The following is a 19513-nucleotide window of genomic DNA, read 5'->3' as shown; positions in this document are numbered from 1 at the left end:
AGCTTCCATGTCTGATTCTTCTATCGTTATTCGCGGCGCTCGTGAGCACAACCTCCGTGATATCGATGTTTCCATTCCGCGTGACCAACTCGTGGTCATTACCGGTCTTTCTGGCTCGGGCAAGAGCTCGCTGGCATTTGACACTATCTATGCCGAGGGCCAGCGTCGATACGTCGAGAGCCTTTCGAGCTATGCGCGCCAGTTCTTGGGCCAGATGGACAAACCCGACTTGGATTCAATCGACGGCCTTTCGCCGGCGGTGTCGATCGACCAAAAGACGACGTCTAAAAACCCTCGCTCGACGGTTGGCACCGTAACCGAGATTTATGACTATCTGCGCCTGCTGTTCGCCCGTGTGGGCACCCCGCACTGTCCCGAATGCGGCCGCGTCATTGAGCGCCAGACGACCGACCAGGTTGCCGACAAGGTCTTGGCGGCGGGGGAGGGTCGCCGCGCGTTTGTGCTGGCACCGGTGGTGCGCGGGCGAAAAGGCGAGTACACCAAACTGTTTGAGGACCTTCGCGCCGAGGGCTTTAGCCGCGTGCGTGTCGACGGTGAAGTGCGCTCGCTCGACGATCCAATCGATCTGGACAAGAAGTTCAAGCACGATATCGAGGTCGTGGTCGATCGCATCGTGATCCGTGAGAACTCTCTGGGCCGTATCGCCGAGTCCGTTGAGCAGGCGACCGCGCTGGCTCACGGCAATGTAAATGTGTACATGCTGCCCGATCGTGATGCTCCCGAGGGGACCGAGGGCGAGCTGCTGGAGTATTCGTTGGCCTTGGCGTGCCCGGAGCATGGACACTCCATTGACGATCTTCAGCCGCGTGATTTTTCGTTTAACGCTCCCTATGGCGCATGTCCTGAGTGCGACGGCCTGGGCTTTAAGAAAACCGTTGATGCCGAGGCGCTGATCGAGGACCCCTCGAAGTCCATTGCCGACGGAGTCTTTGGTAGCCTGTTTGGCAATTCGAACTACTACCCGCAGATTTTTGCTGCGGTCTGTAAACACTTTAAGGTAAGCGCCGATACGCCGTGGGAGGACTTGCCCCCTCGCGTGCGTCGTGCATTCTTGGATGGCCTGGGCGATACGAAGATCTCGGTTGACTACCAAAAGCTCGATGGACGTCGTAGCCAGTGGGATACCAAGTTTTCGGGCGTTCGCAACATCCTGTACGAACGCTATACCGAGACGACGAACGAGAACACCAAGGCGCGCTTGGAGAAGTACATTCGCGAGGAACCGTGCTCGAGCTGCCACGGCGCTCGTTTGCGCCCCGAGATGCTCGCCGTCACCGTGGGCGGCAAGTCCATTTACGAGGTTTGTTGCCTGTCGTGCCGTGAGTCGCTCGAGTTTTTTGAGGGCCTGGAGCTCACCGAGCGCCAACAGTTTATCGGCGGGCGCATCGTCAAGGAAATCCTGGAGCGCTTGCGTTTTCTGGTCGATGTTGGACTCGACTATCTGACGCTCGATCGTGCCTCGGCGACGCTTTCTGGTGGCGAGTCGCAGCGTATTCGCCTGGCAACACAGATCGGCGCCGGCCTCATGGGTGTCCTGTACATTTTGGACGAGCCATCGATCGGCCTTCATCAGCGCGATAACGAGCGCCTGATCAAGACCCTTGAGCGTCTGCGCGATATCGGCAATACCGTCATCGTCGTCGAACACGACGAGGACACGATCCGTGCCGCCGACTACGTGATCGACATGGGGCCCGGCGCCGGCGTCAACGGCGGACACGTAGTCGCGGCGGGAACGCCTGCCGATATCATGGCGTGTCCTGAGTCGATGACGGGCGCTTATCTGACCGGCAAACGAATGATCCGGGTGCCTGATGAACGGCGCAAGCCCGGTCGCGGCTGCCTTAAAATTACGGGTGCTCGAGCTAACAACCTCAAAAACGTTACTGCCAAGATCGAGTTTGGTACGCTTACGGTTGTTACCGGCGTGTCGGGATCGGGCAAGAGCTCCCTGGTTACCGACACCATTGCGCCTGCCCTTACGAATGCTATTCACCGTTCGACGCGCCCTGTGGGTCCGTATAAGAAAATCGAGGGCATCGAGTGTATCGATAAGGTTATCGATATCGACCAGTCGCCGATTGGCCGCACACCGCGTTCCAACCCTGCTACCTATATTGGCCTGTGGGATGATCTTCGCGCGCTGTTTGCGAGTACGCCGGAGTCGAAGGCGCGCGGCTACTCGCCGGGCCGTTTCTCCTTTAATGTGGGTGGCGGGCGCTGTGAGGCGTGCAAGGGCGACGGACAGATCAAGATCGAGATGCACTTCCTTCCCGATATCTACGTTCCCTGCGAAGTTTGCGGCGGTAAACGCTACAACCGTGAGACACTCGAGGTCACCTACCGTGGCAAGACCATCTCGGACGTGCTCGACATGAGCGTCACCGAGGCGCTGGCCTTCTTTGGGAATATCCCGCAGATTAAGCGCAAGCTTCAGACTTTGTATGACGTTGGCTTGGGCTATGTGAGTTTGGGGCAGCCTGCCACGACGCTTTCGGGCGGCGAGGCGCAGCGTGTGAAACTCGCCAAGGAGCTTCATCGACGCCAGACGGGCAAGACGTTCTATATTTTGGACGAGCCGACGACCGGCCTTCATTTTGAGGACGTCCGCCAGCTGCTCGATGTGCTGCAGCGCTTGGTCGATGCGGGCAACACGGTGCTGGTGATTGAACACAACCTTGATGTCATCAAGGTTGCCGACCGCCTGATCGATATGGGTCCCGAGGGCGGCAATGGCGGCGGAACCGTCGTGGTCTCGGGTACGCCGGAGCAGGTCGCGGCATGTTCGCAGAGTTACACGGGCAAGTTCTTGGCACCGCTGCTCAAGCGCGACCGCGAGCGTCAGGCACAACTCGACGCCCAGTAAAGAGACGCCGTCGTACGAGAAGCGCCACCGATTCCTTTCGATTCGGTGGCGCTTCTGTGTGTCGAGATGACGTATGCGGCTAAATTGGACATATACTTAGGCGTTACGTTCGAATGCGAGGGAAGGGACATGCCATGGCAAAGGCTGCAAAGACGCCGAAAACCAATGCGATGCGCGAGCTGGAAAACGCCGGCATCTCCTATATTCTCCATACGTATGAAGACGATGGCGATGAGTCGGTGGGTTTAGGCGTTGCAATTTTGGAACAACTTGGCGAGGAGCCTGGCCAGGGGTTTAAGACCTTGGTTTGCGTGACGCCGTCCAACGAACACGTTGTGTGCTGTCTTCCCGTTGCCGACGAGCTTGACCTAAAGGCCGCCGCGCGCGCCGCTGGTGAAAAGTCGCTGACCATGATGCATGTCAAGGACTTGCTTGCCGCGACGGGGTATGTCCGGGGCGGCTGCAGTCCGGTCGGCATGAAAAAACGCTTTCGGACGCTGATCGATGAGACATGCGTCCTTTGGGATACCATTTTTATCTCAGGCGGTAAGCGTGGCTATCAACTTGAGCTTGCCCCCGACGACTTAGTTGCATTTTGCGGGGCGATGGTTGCCCCGATCACGAGAGAGGACTGAGCGATGCCGCAGGAAGAATCGAAGCGCGGAGCTCACTTTGCAAAGGGTTCGGCTTCTCAGACGCCCGCGCCTGAGGCTTCTTCGGTCGATGACCAGATTCGAAACGCTTGGTCCGTTGCTGCAGATCAAGGTGAGACGGCTGTGTATTTGCGTGCCGCCGGTGCCGGTACGGTGCCTCCCCGTACGATTCTCTCTTCGGCTCGTCCCGATGAGACGGCGGTGTTTTTGGCCGCGGCTCAATCCCGTGCCGGACGGATGCCTGACGCCGGGGCGTCTCGTGCGCCGCGTCCCGATGAGACGGCGGTGTTTTTGATGGCGGCTCAGGGAAAGGGCGCACTGCAGGGTGTCCCAGCCGATCGTCCCGCGAGGCCTGCAACCGACGGTGATGGCGAGCAGTTGCTTTTGGATGACGAGTGGTCACCGCTCGGCTCGACCGATCCGGTCGAGGGCGTTGCTGTTGAGGACGATGATTGGGATCTATTGTCGTTTTCTGGTCGAACCGCTGCCGCCAGGGAAGTTGACACGGTGTTTGGTAATAATGCCGTAGCTAACGATGACGCTTCGTTTGACAACGATGTCACGCCTATTGACGGAGCTTTTTCTGCCGATGATGCCGTTTTGGTCGACGACCCCTTCGCGATAATCGATGAGCCTGATATCGAGGTTGATTCTCGACAACACACTGAAGTCAGCCCCCAATCACAGGACGACGTAGATGATATGGGCTCGTCGGACTACTCTACGGTTGGCCGTTCTGCCGGCCTCATGACTGCACTGACCATCGTGTCGCGCGTCACCGGGTTTATCCGTACTTGGGCTATGGCTGCCGCCATCGGCATGTCGCTGCTCTCGTCTTCCTATCAGGTCGCCAACAACCTGCCCAATATGCTCTATGAGCTCGTGATGGGCGGTATGTTGGTTACCGCCTTTTTGCCGGTGTACATGGGCGTGCGTCGTGAGCAGGGTCGCGACGCCTCAAACGAATACGTAGGTAATCTGCTCGGCATCCTGCTTTTGCTGCTGGGCGGCATTTCGGTGTTGGGCACCGTGTTTGCTCCGGGCTTTATCTGGACGCAGTCGTTCCTTTCGGGCGATGGCGGAAGCATGGATACCGCTGCATTCATGTTCCGTTTCTTTGCCATTCAGATTTTGTTCTACGGCCTGGGCTCGGTGTTCTCGGGCGTTCTTAACGCGCATCGTGACTACTTTTGGTCGACGTTCGCCCCGGTACTCAACAATGTGATTGTCATTGCGAGTTTTATGGGCTTCGCTCCCGTATCTGCCTGCTTTGGTGAGCAAGCGGGCGTCGTTTTGATTTCGCTCGGCACGACGCTTGGCGTTTTTGTCCAGATGGCGTGCCAGATTCCCGCACTCGGTAAGCATGGTGTCCGGCCTCATATTCATATCGACTTCAAGGATCCTGCACTGCGACAGACGCTCGCGCTCGGCGTCCCGACGTTGCTCGCTACGGTATGCATGTTCGTGTCGACTTCCATTACCAACGCAGCCGCGCTGGTGGTGCAGCCCGAGACCGGTCCTTCTGTAATTGCCTATGCGCGCCTTTGGTACACACTGCCTTATGCCTTGATAGCCGCCTCGCTCTCGACGGCGCTTTATACCGAGCTTTCGCACGATGCCCAGGAAAAGGATTATGACAGCGTGCGCGCTGGTATCTCGCGCGGCGTGGCCCAGATGCTCTTCTTCCTGATTCCTTTCGCGCTATATCTCATTGTGTTTGCCCGTCCGCTCAACATGATTTATTGCGCCGGCAAGTTTGACGAGTCGGGTGTGGCGCTTGTGTCCGAGTTTCTGGTTTATCTGGCGCTCTCCCTGCCGCTCTACGGCGTGGTCGTGTTGATGCAGAAGAGCTTCTCGGCGTTGCTCGACATGAAGCCCTATAGCCGCTATTGCCTATACTCTGCCATCGGTCAGGCTGGTTCGGTTCTGCTGTTTGGTGTGGTGATGGGCTATGGCATGCCTGCGATTGCGATTTCGTATGTTGTCGACTATGTGATTCTGGTCGGCTGTTCGCTGTGGTGGCTGCGTCGTCGTCTGCAGGGTCTTCAGGTCAAATCTATTCTGCACGGCTGCTTCTATGGCCTTTTGCTCGGCGGCCTGGGTGCCGCAGCGGGTGCCGGCGTTTTGTGGGCGCTCGAGAGTTTTGTCGGAGCGCTTAGCGGATCGATTCTTATTACCTTGGGCTATGTTTGCATCGCGGGCATGGTTTCACTTGCCGTGACTTTTGGCCTTGCCGTCCTTCTAAAGATGCCTGAGGTCTCCGCGCTTCTTCGCCGCAGGTAGGCAGTCGTGGCAGGTCATGACAACATTCCAACGCTTGCCGAACAGGTTTCGCGTGTGCCCATGCAGCCTGGCTGCTACCTTTGGAAAGATGCCAAGGGCGATGTCATTTACGTTGGCAAGGCTAAAAATCTGCGCTCGCGCATGCGTCAATATGTGACGCTGCAGGACGAGCGCCAAAAGATTCCACTGATGATGCAGCTGGTTGCGAGCTTTGACTATATCGTTGTCGAGAACGAGCACGAGGCGCTGGTGCTCGAGCGCAACCTGATCGGTCAATATCATCCGTACTTTAATGTCGACCTTAAGGACGATAAGAGCTATCCCTTTATCGCTATCACCAAGAGCGATCTGTTCCCAGCTATTAAATATACTCGTGAGCGTCATAAGCCGGGAACGCGTTATTTTGGTCCCTATACCGACAGCCGCGCGGCGCGCGAGACCATTGATACGCTGCGCAAGGTAATCCCGATCTGCTCGGCTTCTTGTGCGGAATGGCGTCGATGCCGCCGTATCGTCGAGTCCCACAAGGGCGAAGAAGATATCGTCAATATGATTTGCGCTCAAAACGGGCGTCCCTGCTTTGACTTCCATGTTGGTCGCGGCCCGGGGGCATGCGTCGGTGCGATCTCTCCAGCCGACTATGCTAAAAACGTTAAACGCGTCGAGCGATTTTTGTCGGGCCATCGTAAAGATGTCGTTGATGAGCTTACATCCGAGATGACGGACGCCGCCGGAGCGCTCGATTTTGAGCGGGCGGCGCGCGTCAAGCGTCGCTTGGAAGTTATTAGGGGCCTGGACGACCGACAGCAGGTCGTTTTTCCGTCGAGTGTCGATCTCGATGTGATTGGTTTCTATCGAGAAGAGACCATTTCGGCCGCCTGCGTGTTTGTTGTGCGCGAGGGGCGAACGGTTCGAACCTGTGAGTTCATTCTCGATAAGGGCCTGGATGTCGATGAAGAGGAGCTTCAGTCGGGCTTTCTCAAGCGCTATTACGACGAGACGGCTGATATTCCAGCCGAGGTGAACCTTTCCGTCGAGCTTGAGGATGCGGAGGCGCTAGGGGAATGGCTTTCGGACAAGCGCGAGCGTTCCTGTCATCTCCATAGGCCTCAGCGCGGCGAAAAACACCGGTTGCTCGATATGGCATCTAAAAATGCGCGTCATGCCCTCATGCGTTATATGATGCGCACGGGATACGCCGACGATCGCACCAATCGAGCGCTCCTGGAGCTTGAGAGCGCCTTGGCGCTACCTGCGCCGCCAATGCGAATCGAGTGCTTCGATATCTCTACGCTTCATGGCACCTTTACGGTCGCCTCGATGGTGGTGTTTACCAACGGCCATGCCGACAAGAGCCAGTACCGCCGCTTTAAAATCCAGGCCGAATTGGACGAGGCGAACGACTTCGTTTCGATGTCCGAGGTTTTGGGGCGTCGCTATGCTCCCGAGCGGATGACCGACGAACGTTTTGGCTCGCGCCCCGATTTGCTCGTTGTCGACGGCGGCAAGCCGCAATTGACGGCTGCAATTAAGCAACTTGAGGCCCTTGGGCTCGATATACCAGTTTGTGGTTTGGCAAAGGCCGATGAGGAGGTTTTCGTGCCTTGGGACGAGACTCCTGTCGTACTTCCGACCGGGTCTGCGTCGCTCTATCTCATCAAGCAGGTGCGCGACGAATCGCACCGTTTTGCCATCACGTTCCATCGTGAGTTGCGCGATAAAGCCATGACGGTTTCGGTACTCGATGACGTTCCAGGCGTGGGACCCACTAGAAAACGTGCAATTATGCGCCATTTTGGCTCGATGAAGCGGTTGCGCGCGGCGAGTGAACAAGAGATCGCGGAAGTTCGCGGCATACCTGCCGATGTTGCCAAGGCGGTCCACGAGGCGCTCGTTGCATGGAATGCCGAGCGCGCCGAGGCAGCGGCTGGCCATTCCGATAGCTAAACACGAGCCTAAACAACTGATATACATGATTGCGTGATTTTCAACCATTTATTTCGCCATGATTGCCTGCTGGTTTCGGGTTTTATTAACGCTAAAACGTTTGACTAACCCAAGCGAAAACCCTGCTATCCTGCGGGTTGACGAAGACTGATATCTCACCTCGCCGATACATACTGTCTGCTGTATCGTTTGTCAACGAATTCGGTGAACGGTAGTAAATACCGTTCAAGCGTATGTATGTATCGGTCGCCGAGCGCGGCACCTCAGTTGGGTTTGTCGGTAGGTAAGGTATATATCGTCCGCAAGTTGCGCGGGGGCAAGTTTAGGTGCTCCCGGGTAAGATTCTCTATTGATAGGAGAAGACATGGCCATCATCAATAAGGGTATGTCCAGGCGTTCGTTCCTTGGCCTCACCGGCAGCGTCGCTGCTGTCGCCGGCTTTGGTCTCACTGGCTGCGGTGGCAGCTCTAGCGACGAGGGTTCCGCTCCCGCCGATTCCGCCAACCGTGGCGGTGGCGTGATCACCGCCGGTTCCGCTTACGCTCCGTCCAGCTTCGACCCCGCCAGCACCGGCTCCGCCGTGGGCCTGGGCGCTAACTGGCACGTCGTCGAGGGCCTCTACGGCATCGATTACCACGACTACAGCACTTTCAACGAGCTCGCCACCGATGATCCCAAGTCCGTGGACGACACCACCTTCGAGGTCACCATCCGCAAGGGCGCCAAATTCTCCGATGGCACCGAGGTTACCGCTGACGACGTCGTCGCCTCCTACACCGCTTGCGCCGCTTCTGCCACCTACGCTCCGTTCTTCCAGCCTTTCGAGTCCATCGAGGCCAAGGACGCCAGCACCGTGACGGTCAAGACCAAGGTCCCCAACTTCTCCCTGCTCAAGGATCGTCTGGCCATCATTCGCGTTACTCCTGCCGCCCAGAGCGAGGAGGATCGCGCCAAGCAGCCGATCGGCTCCGGCCCCTGGATGTACGATTCTATCTCCGATACCGAGATCACCCTGGTTCCCAACCCCGAGTACAACGGTGAGTATGCTGCCGAGGATAAGAAGATCCAGTACAGCATCCTGACCGACCCCACCGCTCGCGTCACCGCTCAGCAGGAAGGCTCCACGCTCGTCATGGAGCTCGTTACCGCTGACGCCGTCGACCAGCTCGAGGGCGCTGGCTGCAAGATTGACAACGTCCAGGGCTTCGGCACCCGCTTCATCATGTTCAACGTCGCCAAGGAGCCTTGGAACGACGTCAAGGTCCGTCAGGCTGTCATGTATGCGCTCGACACCGAGAAGATGATCAGCAACACCTTCGCCGGCCTTGCTACCGCTGCCAGCTGCTACCTCCCCAAGAGCTTCACCAACTATCATGAGGCCTCCACGGTGTACAAGACCGACGCCAAGAAGGCCAAGAAGCTTATCGAGGAGTCCGGTATCACCCCGGGCGCCATTACCCTGCGCACCACTGATAACGAGCAGATCAAGGGCATGGCTGCCCAGGTCAAGAACGACCTCGACGCTCTCGGCTTCGATGTGACCATCCAGACCGATACCTCGCCGGCCACCTATGCTGCCATCGACGGCGGCGAGGCCTACGATATCCTCCTTGCCCCTGGCGATCCTTCCTGCTTCGGCGCAGACCCCGACCTGCTGCTCAACTGGTGGTACGGCGACAACGTCTGGATGCAGACCCGTTGCCCGTGGAAGGAGTCCGCTGAGTGGCAGAAGCTCCACGGCCTTATGGACGAGGCTCTTGCCGCCGAGGGCGACGAGCAGCAGAAGAAGTGGAACGAGTGCTTCGACATCATCGCCGACAACGCCGTTCTGTACCCCGTTGTCCACGTTAAGACCGTCTCCGCTTCCTGGAACGACCCGTCCACTGCGCCCAACGGCGAGGCCCTCGATGGCTTCAAGGGCATCGGCACGACGAGCATGTCCTTTAAGGGTGTCGCGACCGTCAAGGCGTAAGACTCGCTTGAGTCTATATGCAGGATGTCGGCCGTTGGGACCGTATCCTCATAGTTGAAACAAAGACCCGGGCGGCAACGATGTCGCTCGGGTCTTGTAATGAGTGTCCGTACTCATATACCAGTTGGTCCTACCGACAAAAGAAAGGGGAGAGAACGTGAACAACTTTCTACGTTTGATTGGAAGGCGTCTCGTGGCGCTGCCGATCATGGCATTGGGCGTCACCGTCCTGGTGTTCTTCCTTATGTCGTTCTCCAAGACCGACCCCGCCTACACGGCGTTGGGTGACGGTGCCTCGCCCGAGGCGGTTGCCGAGTACCATGAGAAGTATGGTCTGGACGACCCCTGGCCCGTGCGCTACGTGCGCTATATGGGCAATTTGATCCATGGCGACATGGGCACCTATGGTGCTGCTCGCAACTCCGTTGCCAAGCGCATCTCCACGGCCCTACCCGTCACGATGCAGCTGACCTTCATCGGTCTTGCCATCGGTGCGGTCGTATCGTTTTTGCTCGGCGTCATCGCGGCACTGTATCGCGATAAATGGCCGGACCAAGTGATCCGCGTCTTTTCCATCGCCGGCTTGGCAACCCCGTCGTTCTGGCTTGCCGTTCTGTTGATCCTGCTGTTCTCTTCCTACCTTAAGGTACTCCCGGCATCGGGTGCCCTGCCGCACTTCACCACGAATCCGGCTGGCTATCTGGGACGCATGATCATGCCCGCCATCGCCTTGGCATTTCCGCTGACGGGTCAGATGACTCGTATCGTGCGTACCGCCATGGTCGAGGAGCTCGACAAGGACTATGTCCGTATGGCTCGCGGCGCCGGCGTTCCCGAGAAGGTCGTCGTCGGCATCAACGTTCTCCGCAACGCGCTGATCACCCCGGTCACCACCCTCGGTCTTAAGATTGGCTATCTCATGGGCGGCGCCGTCGTCATCGAGGTCATCTTCAACCTCCCCGGCATGGGTACTGCGATCCTGCAGGGCGTTCAGGGCAACGAGGCGAACCTGGTTCAGGGCGTCGTCATCGTCGTTGCTCTTGCCTTCATCATCATCAACATCGTGGTTGACATGCTCTACCTGCTCATCAACCCGCGCATCAGGACGGTGTAGATTATGGTAAAGATTCGAGAGAAGCAAACCGAGCAGCTCGAGAAGGCTGCCTCCAAGGGGCTCAAGCTCGGTGGCTGGAAGAAGATGACGCTGTCTTCTAAGATTGCCGCCATCGTGCTGGTGCTGGTCGCCCTGACTGCGATTCTTGCCCCCGTTCTTGCCCCCTATAGCCCGGTCGAGATCTTTACGGCTCGCCAGGCTCCCGGCAACGGGTTTATCTTCGGAACCGACGACAAGGGCCGTGACATCCTTTCGCGTATGCTCTACGGTGGTCGTTACTCGCTGATCATCGGCTTTGGTGCTACCGCTATGGCTCTGGTCTGTGGCTCCGTTGTCGGTGCTCTTGCTGCGGTTTCGCGCAAGGCCGTCTCCGAGACGATTATGCGCATCCTGGACATCATCATGTCTGTCCCGGGTATCGCCCTCGCAGCCGTCTTCGTTTCCATCCTGGGCAACTCCGTGCCGTCGATTATCTTTGCGATCGGCTTTATGTACACCCCGCAGATCGCCCGTATCGTGCGTGCCAACATCGTATCCGAGTACGGTGAGGACTATGTCCGCGCGGTCATCGTCTCCGGCGCCAAGGCTCCGTGGATTCTGATCAAGCACGTTCTTCGTAACTGCATTGCCCCGATCATGGTCTTCACCGTTACCCTGGTCGCCGATGCCATCATCTTCGAGGCTTCGCTGACCTTTATCGGCGCTGGCATCCAGGAGCCCACTGCTACGTGGGGCAACATCCTCGCCGACGCCCGCGGTGGCGTGCTCGCCGGTCGTTGGTGGCAGGCGCTGTTCCCGGGTCTGGCCATCATGATCACCTGCCTGGCGCTCAACATCCTCTCCGAGGGCATTACCGACGCTATGGCCGCTGCTCCTTCCGCCGCCCTGGATCCGACCGATTCCTCCAAGCGCCGCGAGGCCGACCTGCTGGTCTCCGACCCCGTTCGCGCCTACAAGGAGCAGGCCCAGTCCCTGTCCGCCCGTCTTGGCGCCCTGCGCGATGTCGAGCTCAAGCGTAACGACCGCCATGTGCCCGATGAGTCCGTTGAGCCGATTCTTTCGGTCCGCGATTTCTGCATCCAGTTTGAGCACCACGGCGATATCAACGTCGTCGACCATGTCAACTTTGACGTCCGTCCCGGCCAGACCATGGGCCTGGTAGGCGAGTCCGGCTGCGGTAAGTCCATCACCACGCTGGCCATCATGGGCCTGACCGATGAGGACGAGCATCTTTCCGGCGAGGTCCTCTGGGAGGGTCGTGACCTGCTCAAGATGAGCAAGAAGGAGTGGTTCGGCCTGCGCGGTACCGATATCGCCATGGTCTATCAGGACGCCCTGTCCTCGCTCAACCCCTCTATGCTCATCTCCGCCCAGATGAAGCAGCTCACCAAGCGCGGCGGCACCCGCAGCGCCGAGGAGCTCCTGGAGCTCGTCGGCCTCGATCCCAAGCGCACGCTCGAGAGCTATCCGCACGAGCTTTCCGGTGGACAGCGTCAGCGCGTTCTGATCGCTATGGCCCTTACCCGCGACCCCAAGCTGGTCATCTGCGACGAGCCCACGACCGCTCTGGACGTTACCGTCCAAAAGCAGGTCATTAAGCTGCTCAACGATCTTCAGGCCAAGCTCGGCTTTGCCATGATCTTCGTCTCGCATGACCTGGCGTTGGTCGCCGAGGTCGCCCATAACATCACGGTTATGTACGCCGGTCAGGTTATCGAGCAGGCGCCCACCAAGGAGCTGCTCACCAACCCGATTCACGAGTACACCCGCGGTCTTCTGGGTTCCGTTCTGTCCATCGAGAGCGGTTCGGGCCGCCTGCACCAGGTGCCCGGCGCCGTCCCCAGCCCGCGCGATTTCCCCAAGGGCGATCGCTTCGCGCCCCGCTCAAGCCATCCGCACATCGGCCTGGACACCCGTCCGGTCTTCAAGCGCGTGCCCGGCACCGAGCACTTCTATTCCGAGCTCCCCGATGAGGTGCTCAAGGCAAATGGTTTGACCCCTCATGCGGAGGTGATGTAGATGAGCGAGACTGCGGTCAACGGCGTCGAGCCGATTATCTTCCTTGACGATGTCCACGTCACCTTTAGGACCCGTACCGGTTCGATCCTGCACCCCAATCTGGTTCATGCCGTCCAAGGCGTGACCATTAAGCTCATGCCCGGTCAGACGATCGGCATCGTCGGCGAGTCCGGTTGCGGCAAGTCCACCACTGCTAATGTCATGTGCGGCCTGCAGGCCCCCACGAGTGGCAAGGTCTACTTTAAGGGCAAGGACGTCACCAAGCGTACTGCCGAGGATCGTCGTCACATGGGCCGCGTCATCTCGGTCGTGTTCCAGAACCCCGCGACGGCACTCAACCCTCGCATGGTCGTTCGCGAGCAGCTGCTCGACCCCATGCGCGTCCACAACCTGGGTACCGAGGCCGAGCAGGAGAAGCGCGTCAAGGAACTCCTGGAGCTCACCGGTCTGCCCAGCTCTGCCGCCGAGGTTCTTCCCGGCCAGCTTTCGGGCGGTCAGCGCCAGCGCGTGGCAATTGCCCGTGCCCTGTCGTTGAACCCTGACGCCATCATCGCCGACGAGCCCACCTCGGCTCTGGACGTTTCGGTCCGCGCGCAGATCCTCAACCTGTTGACCGATCTTAAGAAGGAGCTCGGCCTGGCTATGGTGTTCATTAGCCATGACATCCAGACGGTCCGCTACATCTCTGACGACATCATCGTCATGAACGGCGGCAAGATCGTCGAGCAGGGCGAGGCCAAGCAGGTCTTCCAGAACCCGCAGGACCCCTACACCAAGATGCTGCTCGGTGCTGCGCCGTCGCTGCTGCACCCCAAGCTTGGCGAGTAGGTTCGCTTTCCCTCCTGTGCGCCCGGCTCCCTTGCCGGGCGCACCCTCGTTGCGATTTCGAAAGGTTGGGTTCACGAGCCATGCCAAGCGCTCAGGAGCTACAACAGCAATTTGGTGGTTATCGGGGCGCCATGCCTCGTCCATCAGATTTCGATCTCTTTTGGAACGACCGCATGGCCGAGGCTGACGCCGTCGAGATCGACTATTCGGTCGAGGCGGCATCGATTGCCGATGCTGCGACCTGCCAGTTTTTTGACCTCTGGTATACCGGCATGTGTGGCGCCCGCCTGCATGCCAAGTATCTCAAGCCGGTTTCGGACGAGTCCGTGCCGCTGGTGCTACAGTTCCACGGCTATCCGGGCGCAAGCCGCAGCTGGTTCGAGCAGGCGTCGTTTGCGGGTATGGGCATGGCACTTGTCGCCCTCGACTGCCCCGGTCAGGGTGGCCCCTCCGAGGATATTGGTGGATTTGAAGGCACAACGGTTGCCGGGCATATCGTTGCCGGTATCGACGGCGACCCGGCCAATCTCTACTACGTACGCTTGCATCAGGATATCCGCATTCTGTGCCGCATTGTTCGCGAGCTCGAGGGCATCGATCTTGCCCGTGTTTTTGTGAACGGTGCGTCGCAGGGCGGTGGCTTGGGCATTGCGACCTGCGCGCTTAACAGCGAGCTTATCAATCGTGCCGCCATCCTCTATCCTTTCCTGTCGGATTTCCGCCTGGTCTGGGATTTGGATGCCGACGACATTGCCTACGAGGGCCTGCGCTATTGGTCTCGCTGGTTTGACGAGGACTCGACTCGTATTGACGAGGCCTATGCCAAGCTGGCGTATTTCGATTCCAAGAACTTTGCCCCCATGGTCAAATGCCCCGTGCTGTTTGGCACGGGAACGGCTGATATCGTCTGTCCACCGGCGACGCAGTTTGCGGTCTACAATAACCTGACCTGTGAGAAGCGCCATGAGTTCTTTGAGGGCTTTGGCCACGAGGAGATTCAGGATTTTGACGATCTGATCATTCCGTTTTTCTGCAAGGAAGGGGAGGCTCATGTCTAAGTGCGAGAGCAATGTCAATGAGCTGATTGACCCCGAGCTTGCGGGGATCTCTGGGACGGTTTCGTCAAGGCTCTCCGATTTCCGTGATTGGCGCGGCGATGCCTTGGCGGATGTTTCCGAGTTGGAGGCAGCCGCTTCGGACCTTGAGGTTTGCGGACTGACTGTCACGGCGATTGATTTCGCCAATCCGTGCGCGCGCTACTCCGAGGTTTCCTTTGAACTTGCCGGGGAAGTCGTACACGGCCGTTTGATTGAGCCCTCAGGTTGTGCCCGGGCATCCGAGCTTGTGCCGCTATGCCTGATGTTTCATGACATCGACCGACCCGTACGTGGATGGCATCACATGACGAGGTTTGCCGCCATGGGATATGCCGTGCTTGCGCTGGACGACGATGTGATTGGGCTCAGCGAGCTGAAGCAGGGGGTTACCTCGCCCGTTTTTGTTGAACGCGTCCGCTGGGGCTGTGCAATGGCAAAGGTCGCGCGCAATCTTGACGGCATGGACCCCGACCGCATCTTTGCATGGGGCGAGGGCCTTGGCGGTGGAGTCGCGCTGGCGGTTTCTGCTCTGGACGAGCGGGGCCTTGCCTGCACGGCGGTTGCCAATCCGCTTCCCGGCGGCCTCGAAGCGCTGTCGTCTCGGGTGCGCGGATCGGTACTCATGGGTACATCGCTCATGGATGCCGTGAGCGATCCCAAGAGCCAGTTTGCCGTATTCAACGGTCTTGAGTGTGACCGGAGGCATATTATCTATGCCAAATATGCTCACGAACGCATCAATGCGTTCGAAAACGAAGTCGTCGACTTCTTTAACCAAGCGTTCTACCTGTGTTCTTTGGCCTAGACGGCCTGGACACTGCCAACAAGAGTGGGCGGCATAGGGCCACCCGCCAGACAACTAAGGAGATTCTTGTGGCAACTCAGAAATTCACCGGTGTTATTCCTCCCGTCGTTGTTCCCGATACCGAAGATCACCAGCTCGACGTTGCCTCCTTTGAGCGCAGCATCAACCGCATGATCGACGCCGGCGTCGATGGCCTGTTCTTCCTGGGCTCTTCGGGTGAGGTCGTTTTCTCCACCGACGAGCGTCGTCGACAGATCATCGCCGAGGCCGTTCGAATCGTCGACCACCGCGTTCCTGTTCTGGTCGGCATCATCGATACCGAGACCGAGCGCATGATTGAGCACGGTAAGGTTGCTCAGGAGCTGGGCGCCGATGCGCTCGTTGCCACCTGCCCGTTCTATGCCCTGCAGGGCATGACCGAGGTCGAGGAGCATTTCCGCATCCTGCACGAGGAGCTCGACCTGCCCATCTTTGCCTATGACATTCCCGTGTGCGTTCACACCAAGCTCCCCTGGAAGCTCCTTGCAAAGCTCGGCGCCGAGGGCGTCCTTGCTGGCGTCAAGGATTCCTCGGGTGACGACGTCTCGTTCCGCTACCTCGTTCAGGAGAACGAGAAGAACGGCCATCCGATGAGCATCCTCACCGGCCATGAGGTCGTCGTCGACGGTGCCTACCTTGGTGGCGCCGACGGCTCTGTCCCGGGTCTCGCCAACGTTGAGCCCGAGGGCTACGTGCGTCAGTGGAAGGCCGCTCAGGCTGGTGACTGGGCTACCGTCAAAGCCGAGCAGGATCGCCTCAATGAGATTTCGCACATCTGGGACGTCACCTCGGGCGTCCAGGGCTATGCCGGTGGCGTTGGCGCCTTCAAGACCGCTATGAACCTCATGGGCATTTTCGACAGCCCGACCATGCCGCGCCCGGTGAAGGCCATGACCGGCGAGAACGTCGAGGCGATTAGGAAGGTCCTCCAGGACAACGGTCTCCTGTAAAGCTTTCCCGGGCACCCGATCTTGGGGCTCAAGCGATCGAGCGTGACCCATTAGGTCAATGCCCGACCGCTTTCACCCCAACCCCGGGCACTCGGGAAGCCTTTAGCAAGCTGCGGCGATAACACCGCCTTTATTTCCTGTAGTTGTTTTTATCTCCTAAGGAGAGCGACATGGAGAACAAGTACATCTGCTCCGTTGATATCGGTGGCACCAAGATTGCGACCGCCATTATGGAATATCCGGCTGATGGCGGCGTGCCCCATCCCGTATTTGAGGCTGAGGTTCCCACCGAGGCCCAAGAGGGCGGTGAGGCCGTCTTCCAGCGTATCGAGGCGTCCATCAAGGCCGCTCTCGAGGCGAATCCCGATGTCGAGGTCCTTGGCGTCGGTATCGGTGCCGCTGGCGTCGTCGATCCCAAGACGGGCGCCATCGCGTATGCCAACGAGATCATGCCCGGCTGGTCCGGCGTTCAGTTGGGGCCGCGTCTGCGCGAGGACCTCGGTCTTCCCGTTGCCGTTGTAGGCGACGTGCAGGCTCATGCTCTGGGTGAGGCCCATTGGGGCGTCGGCAAGGGCAAGTTCTCCGTCTTGTGTCTGGGCATCGGTACGGGTATCGGAGGCGCATATGTCGAGAACGGCCGCGTGATGCAGGGCTTCCATGGCGCTGCCGGCCATATGGGCCACATCGAGTGCTCGGCTGCCGCCGGCATTCCCTGCGCCTGCGGGCGTTCCGGCCATCTGGAGTCGGTGGCTTCGGGTACGTCGATTGGGCGCATGTACGACGAGCGCTTCGGTCGTGTTGACCCCAGCCGTCCCTCGGTTGGCCGCGACGTGAACGACCTGTGCCGCGCGGGTGACGCAAAGGCGACCGAGGTCATCCACGATGCCGGCTTTGCATTGGGCGCTAGCTTGGGCTCGCTCGCCAACATTCTGGATCCAGAGGTCATCGTGCTTTCGGGTGGCGTAATTCACCAGGGACCCGATTGGCGTTCGCAGACGTGGAAGGATTCGGTACACGAGGGCTATGCCAGCCAAGCGCTCGATCCGCTTCAGGACACGCCGATCCTCATCGGTTCTCTGGAGGGCGACGCACCGCTTATCGGTGCCGCCGAGCATCTTCTTGCCTCGTTAAAGTAAACGTATCTGCTGTAGGAGCCTCCCGAGATGACACGCCTCGGGAGGCTGTTCTGAGAAAGGTTATAGCCTTATGACCGTCGATCCTTTAATTCAATCCCTGAAGGGTAAGCTCATCGTGAGCGTTCAGGCGTATATGGGCGAGCCGCTTCGTACGCCCGAGACCATGGCTCAAATGTCTCGCGCTTGCGAACTCGGTGGCGCCGCCGCCATTCGTTGCCAGGGCCTTGCCGACATTGCTGCCATTAAGGGTCGTTGTGAGGTTCCTGTTATCGGCCTGTGGAAGGATGGACACGAGGGCGTTTACATCACGCCGACGCTGCGTCACGCCCGCGCCTGCGTTGCTGCCGGTGCTGACATCGTGGCGATTGACGCCACCGATCGTCCGCGCCCCGATGGCAAGTCGCTCGAGGACACTTTTCGTCCGCTGCACGAGGAGGGCGTGCTTCTGATGGCGGACTGCGCCACGATCGAGGATATCCGCCGCGCGGTCGACATGGGCTTCGATTTGGTTTCCACTACGCTTTCGCATGGCGTCGCCGCCATCGATTGCACCATGGCAGACGGCCCCGACCTGCCGCTTTTGCGCCAGGCAACCGAGGAGTTCCCCGGTCTTCCCATTATTTGCGAGGGCCGTGTGCATACGCCCGAGGAGGCTCGCGCCGCGATTGACGCCGGCGCCTGGGCCGTTGTCGTTGGCACTGCCATTACGCACCCCACAAGTATTACGAGTTGGTTCAAGGCTGCGCTTGAGGCGTAAGACGGGCCTCGTATCCGCTTGGGGCGGTATACTCAACTAAGGCAATTGATCGCGCGGGATCCGCTGGCCGGGTCCTGCGCTTATTTTAGGAGGCAGCACATGCAAAAGGGAGATGCCATGGATGCGGCGGAGCGCACGGAGCGCATTCCCGATATCGTCATCATCACCGGAATGTCCGGATCGGGCCGAACGCAAGCCATGCATGTGTTTGAGGACATGGGCTATTTTTGTATCGACAACCTGCCTCCGCGCCTGATTGCGCAGCTCGCAGAGCTTGTTGGCATCAATACGGGTGTGGGTAGACATCTTGCTGTTACCTGTGACCTTCGCAGCCAAGGCCTGTTTGATGAGCTGCTTGACGCCGTTGCCGCCTTGGAAGAGCGCGAGATGAGCTGTGACATTGTGTTTCTCGATGCATCTGATGAGGTGCTGATTCGCCGCTACAGCGAAAACCGCCGCCGCCATCCCATTGCGAAGCCGGGGGAGACCACGGCCGACGCCATCCAGCGCGAGCGTTTACAACTCCAGGGCGTGCGCGACCGAGCCGATATGATCATCGATACGAGCCGCCTTCGTACCTCTGCTTTACGCAATAAGCTGCGTGCGGCTTTTTCAGAGCTGTCCGACCAGCAGCTCATGGACGTCCACGTCTTCTCATTTGGCTTTAAGCATGGTATGCCCGTCGAGGCAGACATCATGATCGATGTTCGCTTCCTGCCTAATCCATTCTACGACCCCGAGATGCGCACGTTGACCGGCCTCGATAAGAAGGTCTCCGACTTTGTCCTGGACCATCCCAAGACGCAGGAGTTCTGGAAGGTTTGGACGCAGTTGCTCGATACGGTCATGCCGGGTTATATCGCGGAGGGCAAGCCGCAGCTTTCCATTGCCATCGGCTGTACGGGCGGCCAGCACCGCAGCGTTGCCATTGCAGAGGCTACGGCCCGATACCTGGAAGGTGCTCAGTATCACGTGAGCATTTCTCACCGCGACTTGTCGCGTGCCAACACGAAAGCATAGGTTTGA

14 protein-coding genes are annotated in these 19513 nt (G+C 59.0%); all 14 read left to right on the top strand.

Annotated elements, in window-relative coordinates; all coding sequences use genetic code 11:
• The first annotated feature begins 7 nt into the window (after window positions 1–7).
• Entirely contained in the window at window positions 8–2887 is a 2880-nt protein-coding gene (gene uvrA, locus ACTQVX_RS01195) for an excinuclease ABC subunit UvrA (RefSeq protein ID WP_441541189.1), read from the top strand.
• 134 nt (window positions 2888–3021) lie between these two features.
• Entirely contained in the window at window positions 3022–3522 is a 501-nt protein-coding gene (gene ybaK, locus ACTQVX_RS01190; protein ID WP_441541191.1) for a Cys-tRNA(Pro) deacylase, read from the top strand.
• Window positions 3523–3525: 3 nt separating this feature from the next.
• Window positions 3526–5823 carry a murein biosynthesis integral membrane protein MurJ gene (murJ, locus tag ACTQVX_RS01185; RefSeq protein WP_441541193.1) on the top strand — a complete coding sequence of 766 codons (2298 nt, stop codon included), beginning with the start codon at window positions 3526–3528 and terminating at the stop codon, window positions 5821–5823.
• A gap of 60 nt (window positions 5824–5883) precedes the next feature.
• Window positions 5884–7770 carry an excinuclease ABC subunit UvrC gene (gene uvrC / locus ACTQVX_RS01180; protein WP_441559987.1) on the top strand — a complete coding sequence of 629 codons (1887 nt, stop codon included), beginning with the start codon at window positions 5884–5886 and terminating at the stop codon, window positions 7768–7770.
• A gap of 364 nt (window positions 7771–8134) precedes the next feature.
• Window positions 8135–9742, top strand: coding sequence for an ABC transporter substrate-binding protein (locus ACTQVX_RS01175; protein WP_427718660.1), 1608 nt, complete (start codon window positions 8135–8137; stop codon window positions 9740–9742).
• 157 nt (window positions 9743–9899) lie between these two features.
• Entirely contained in the window at window positions 9900–10856 is a 957-nt protein-coding gene (locus ACTQVX_RS01170) for an ABC transporter permease (RefSeq protein ID WP_370450641.1), read from the top strand.
• A 3-nt stretch (window positions 10857–10859) separates the two neighbouring features.
• The gene (locus tag ACTQVX_RS01165) at window positions 10860–12875 is read left to right on the top strand and encodes a dipeptide/oligopeptide/nickel ABC transporter permease/ATP-binding protein (RefSeq protein WP_427728769.1); all 2016 of its coding nucleotides are present in this window, start codon (window positions 10860–10862) and stop codon (window positions 12873–12875) included.
• Entirely contained in the window at window positions 12876–13703 is an 828-nt protein-coding gene (locus ACTQVX_RS01160; protein ID WP_154517508.1) for an ABC transporter ATP-binding protein, read from the top strand.
• A gap of 80 nt (window positions 13704–13783) precedes the next feature.
• Window positions 13784–14761: an acetylxylan esterase gene (locus tag ACTQVX_RS01155; protein ID WP_427728772.1), complete on the top strand. Its 978-nt coding sequence runs from the start codon at window positions 13784–13786 to the stop codon at window positions 14759–14761.
• Entirely contained in the window at window positions 14754–15605 is an 852-nt protein-coding gene (locus tag ACTQVX_RS01150) for an acetylxylan esterase (protein WP_441541198.1), read from the top strand. The genes ACTQVX_RS01155 and ACTQVX_RS01150 overlap by 8 nt, the downstream gene beginning before the upstream one ends.
• 68 nt (window positions 15606–15673) lie before the next feature.
• Window positions 15674–16594 carry a dihydrodipicolinate synthase family protein gene (locus tag ACTQVX_RS01145; protein ID WP_427718650.1) on the top strand — a complete coding sequence of 307 codons (921 nt, stop codon included), beginning with the start codon at window positions 15674–15676 and terminating at the stop codon, window positions 16592–16594.
• 170 nt (window positions 16595–16764) lie between these two features.
• Window positions 16765–17730: an ROK family protein gene (locus tag ACTQVX_RS01140; RefSeq protein ID WP_427728775.1), complete on the top strand. Its 966-nt coding sequence runs from the start codon at window positions 16765–16767 to the stop codon at window positions 17728–17730.
• Window positions 17731–17800: 70 nt separating this feature from the next.
• Window positions 17801–18487, top strand: coding sequence for an N-acetylmannosamine-6-phosphate 2-epimerase (locus ACTQVX_RS01135; protein ID WP_154517496.1), 687 nt, complete (start codon window positions 17801–17803; stop codon window positions 18485–18487).
• 99 nt (window positions 18488–18586) lie between these two features.
• The gene (gene rapZ / locus ACTQVX_RS01130; RefSeq protein WP_427718645.1) at window positions 18587–19507 is read left to right on the top strand and encodes an RNase adapter RapZ; all 921 of its coding nucleotides are present in this window, start codon (window positions 18587–18589) and stop codon (window positions 19505–19507) included.
• The last annotated feature ends 6 nt before the right edge of the window (window positions 19508–19513 follow it).

Origin of the sequence: Collinsella sp. LCP19S3_A6 (genome assembly GCF_052122015.1) — a bacterium.
GTDB lineage: Bacteria > Actinomycetota > Coriobacteriia > Coriobacteriales > Coriobacteriaceae > Collinsella.
The sequence above is the reverse complement of the archived record's forward strand: the minus strand, read 5'-3'. Positions and strand labels throughout refer to the sequence as shown.

Bases quoted from the DNA above. Each gene is read 5' to 3' on its own strand.
- rapZ (WP_427718645.1), top strand. From the start codon at position 18,587: ATGCAAAAGGGAGATGCCATGGATGCGGCGGAGCGCACGGAGCGCATT.
- ACTQVX_RS01135 (WP_154517496.1), top strand. From the start codon at position 17,801: ATGACCGTCGATCCTTTAATTCAATCCCTGAAGGGTAAGCTCATCGTG.
- ACTQVX_RS01155 (WP_427728772.1), top strand. From the start codon at position 13,784: ATGCCAAGCGCTCAGGAGCTACAACAGCAATTTGGTGGTTATCGGGGC.
- ybaK (WP_441541191.1), top strand. From the start codon at position 3,022: ATGGCAAAGGCTGCAAAGACGCCGAAAACCAATGCGATGCGCGAGCTG.
- ACTQVX_RS01165 (WP_427728769.1), top strand. From the start codon at position 10,860: ATGGTAAAGATTCGAGAGAAGCAAACCGAGCAGCTCGAGAAGGCTGCC.
- uvrA (WP_441541189.1), top strand. From the start codon at position 8: ATGTCTGATTCTTCTATCGTTATTCGCGGCGCTCGTGAGCACAACCTC.
- ACTQVX_RS01175 (WP_427718660.1), top strand. From the start codon at position 8,135: ATGGCCATCATCAATAAGGGTATGTCCAGGCGTTCGTTCCTTGGCCTC.
- ACTQVX_RS01140 (WP_427728775.1), top strand. From the start codon at position 16,765: ATGGAGAACAAGTACATCTGCTCCGTTGATATCGGTGGCACCAAGATT.
- murJ (WP_441541193.1), top strand. From the start codon at position 3,526: ATGCCGCAGGAAGAATCGAAGCGCGGAGCTCACTTTGCAAAGGGTTCG.
- uvrC (WP_441559987.1), top strand. From the start codon at position 5,884: ATGCAGCCTGGCTGCTACCTTTGGAAAGATGCCAAGGGCGATGTCATT.
- ACTQVX_RS01160 (WP_154517508.1), top strand. From the start codon at position 12,876: ATGAGCGAGACTGCGGTCAACGGCGTCGAGCCGATTATCTTCCTTGAC.
- ACTQVX_RS01150 (WP_441541198.1), top strand. From the start codon at position 14,754: ATGTCTAAGTGCGAGAGCAATGTCAATGAGCTGATTGACCCCGAGCTT.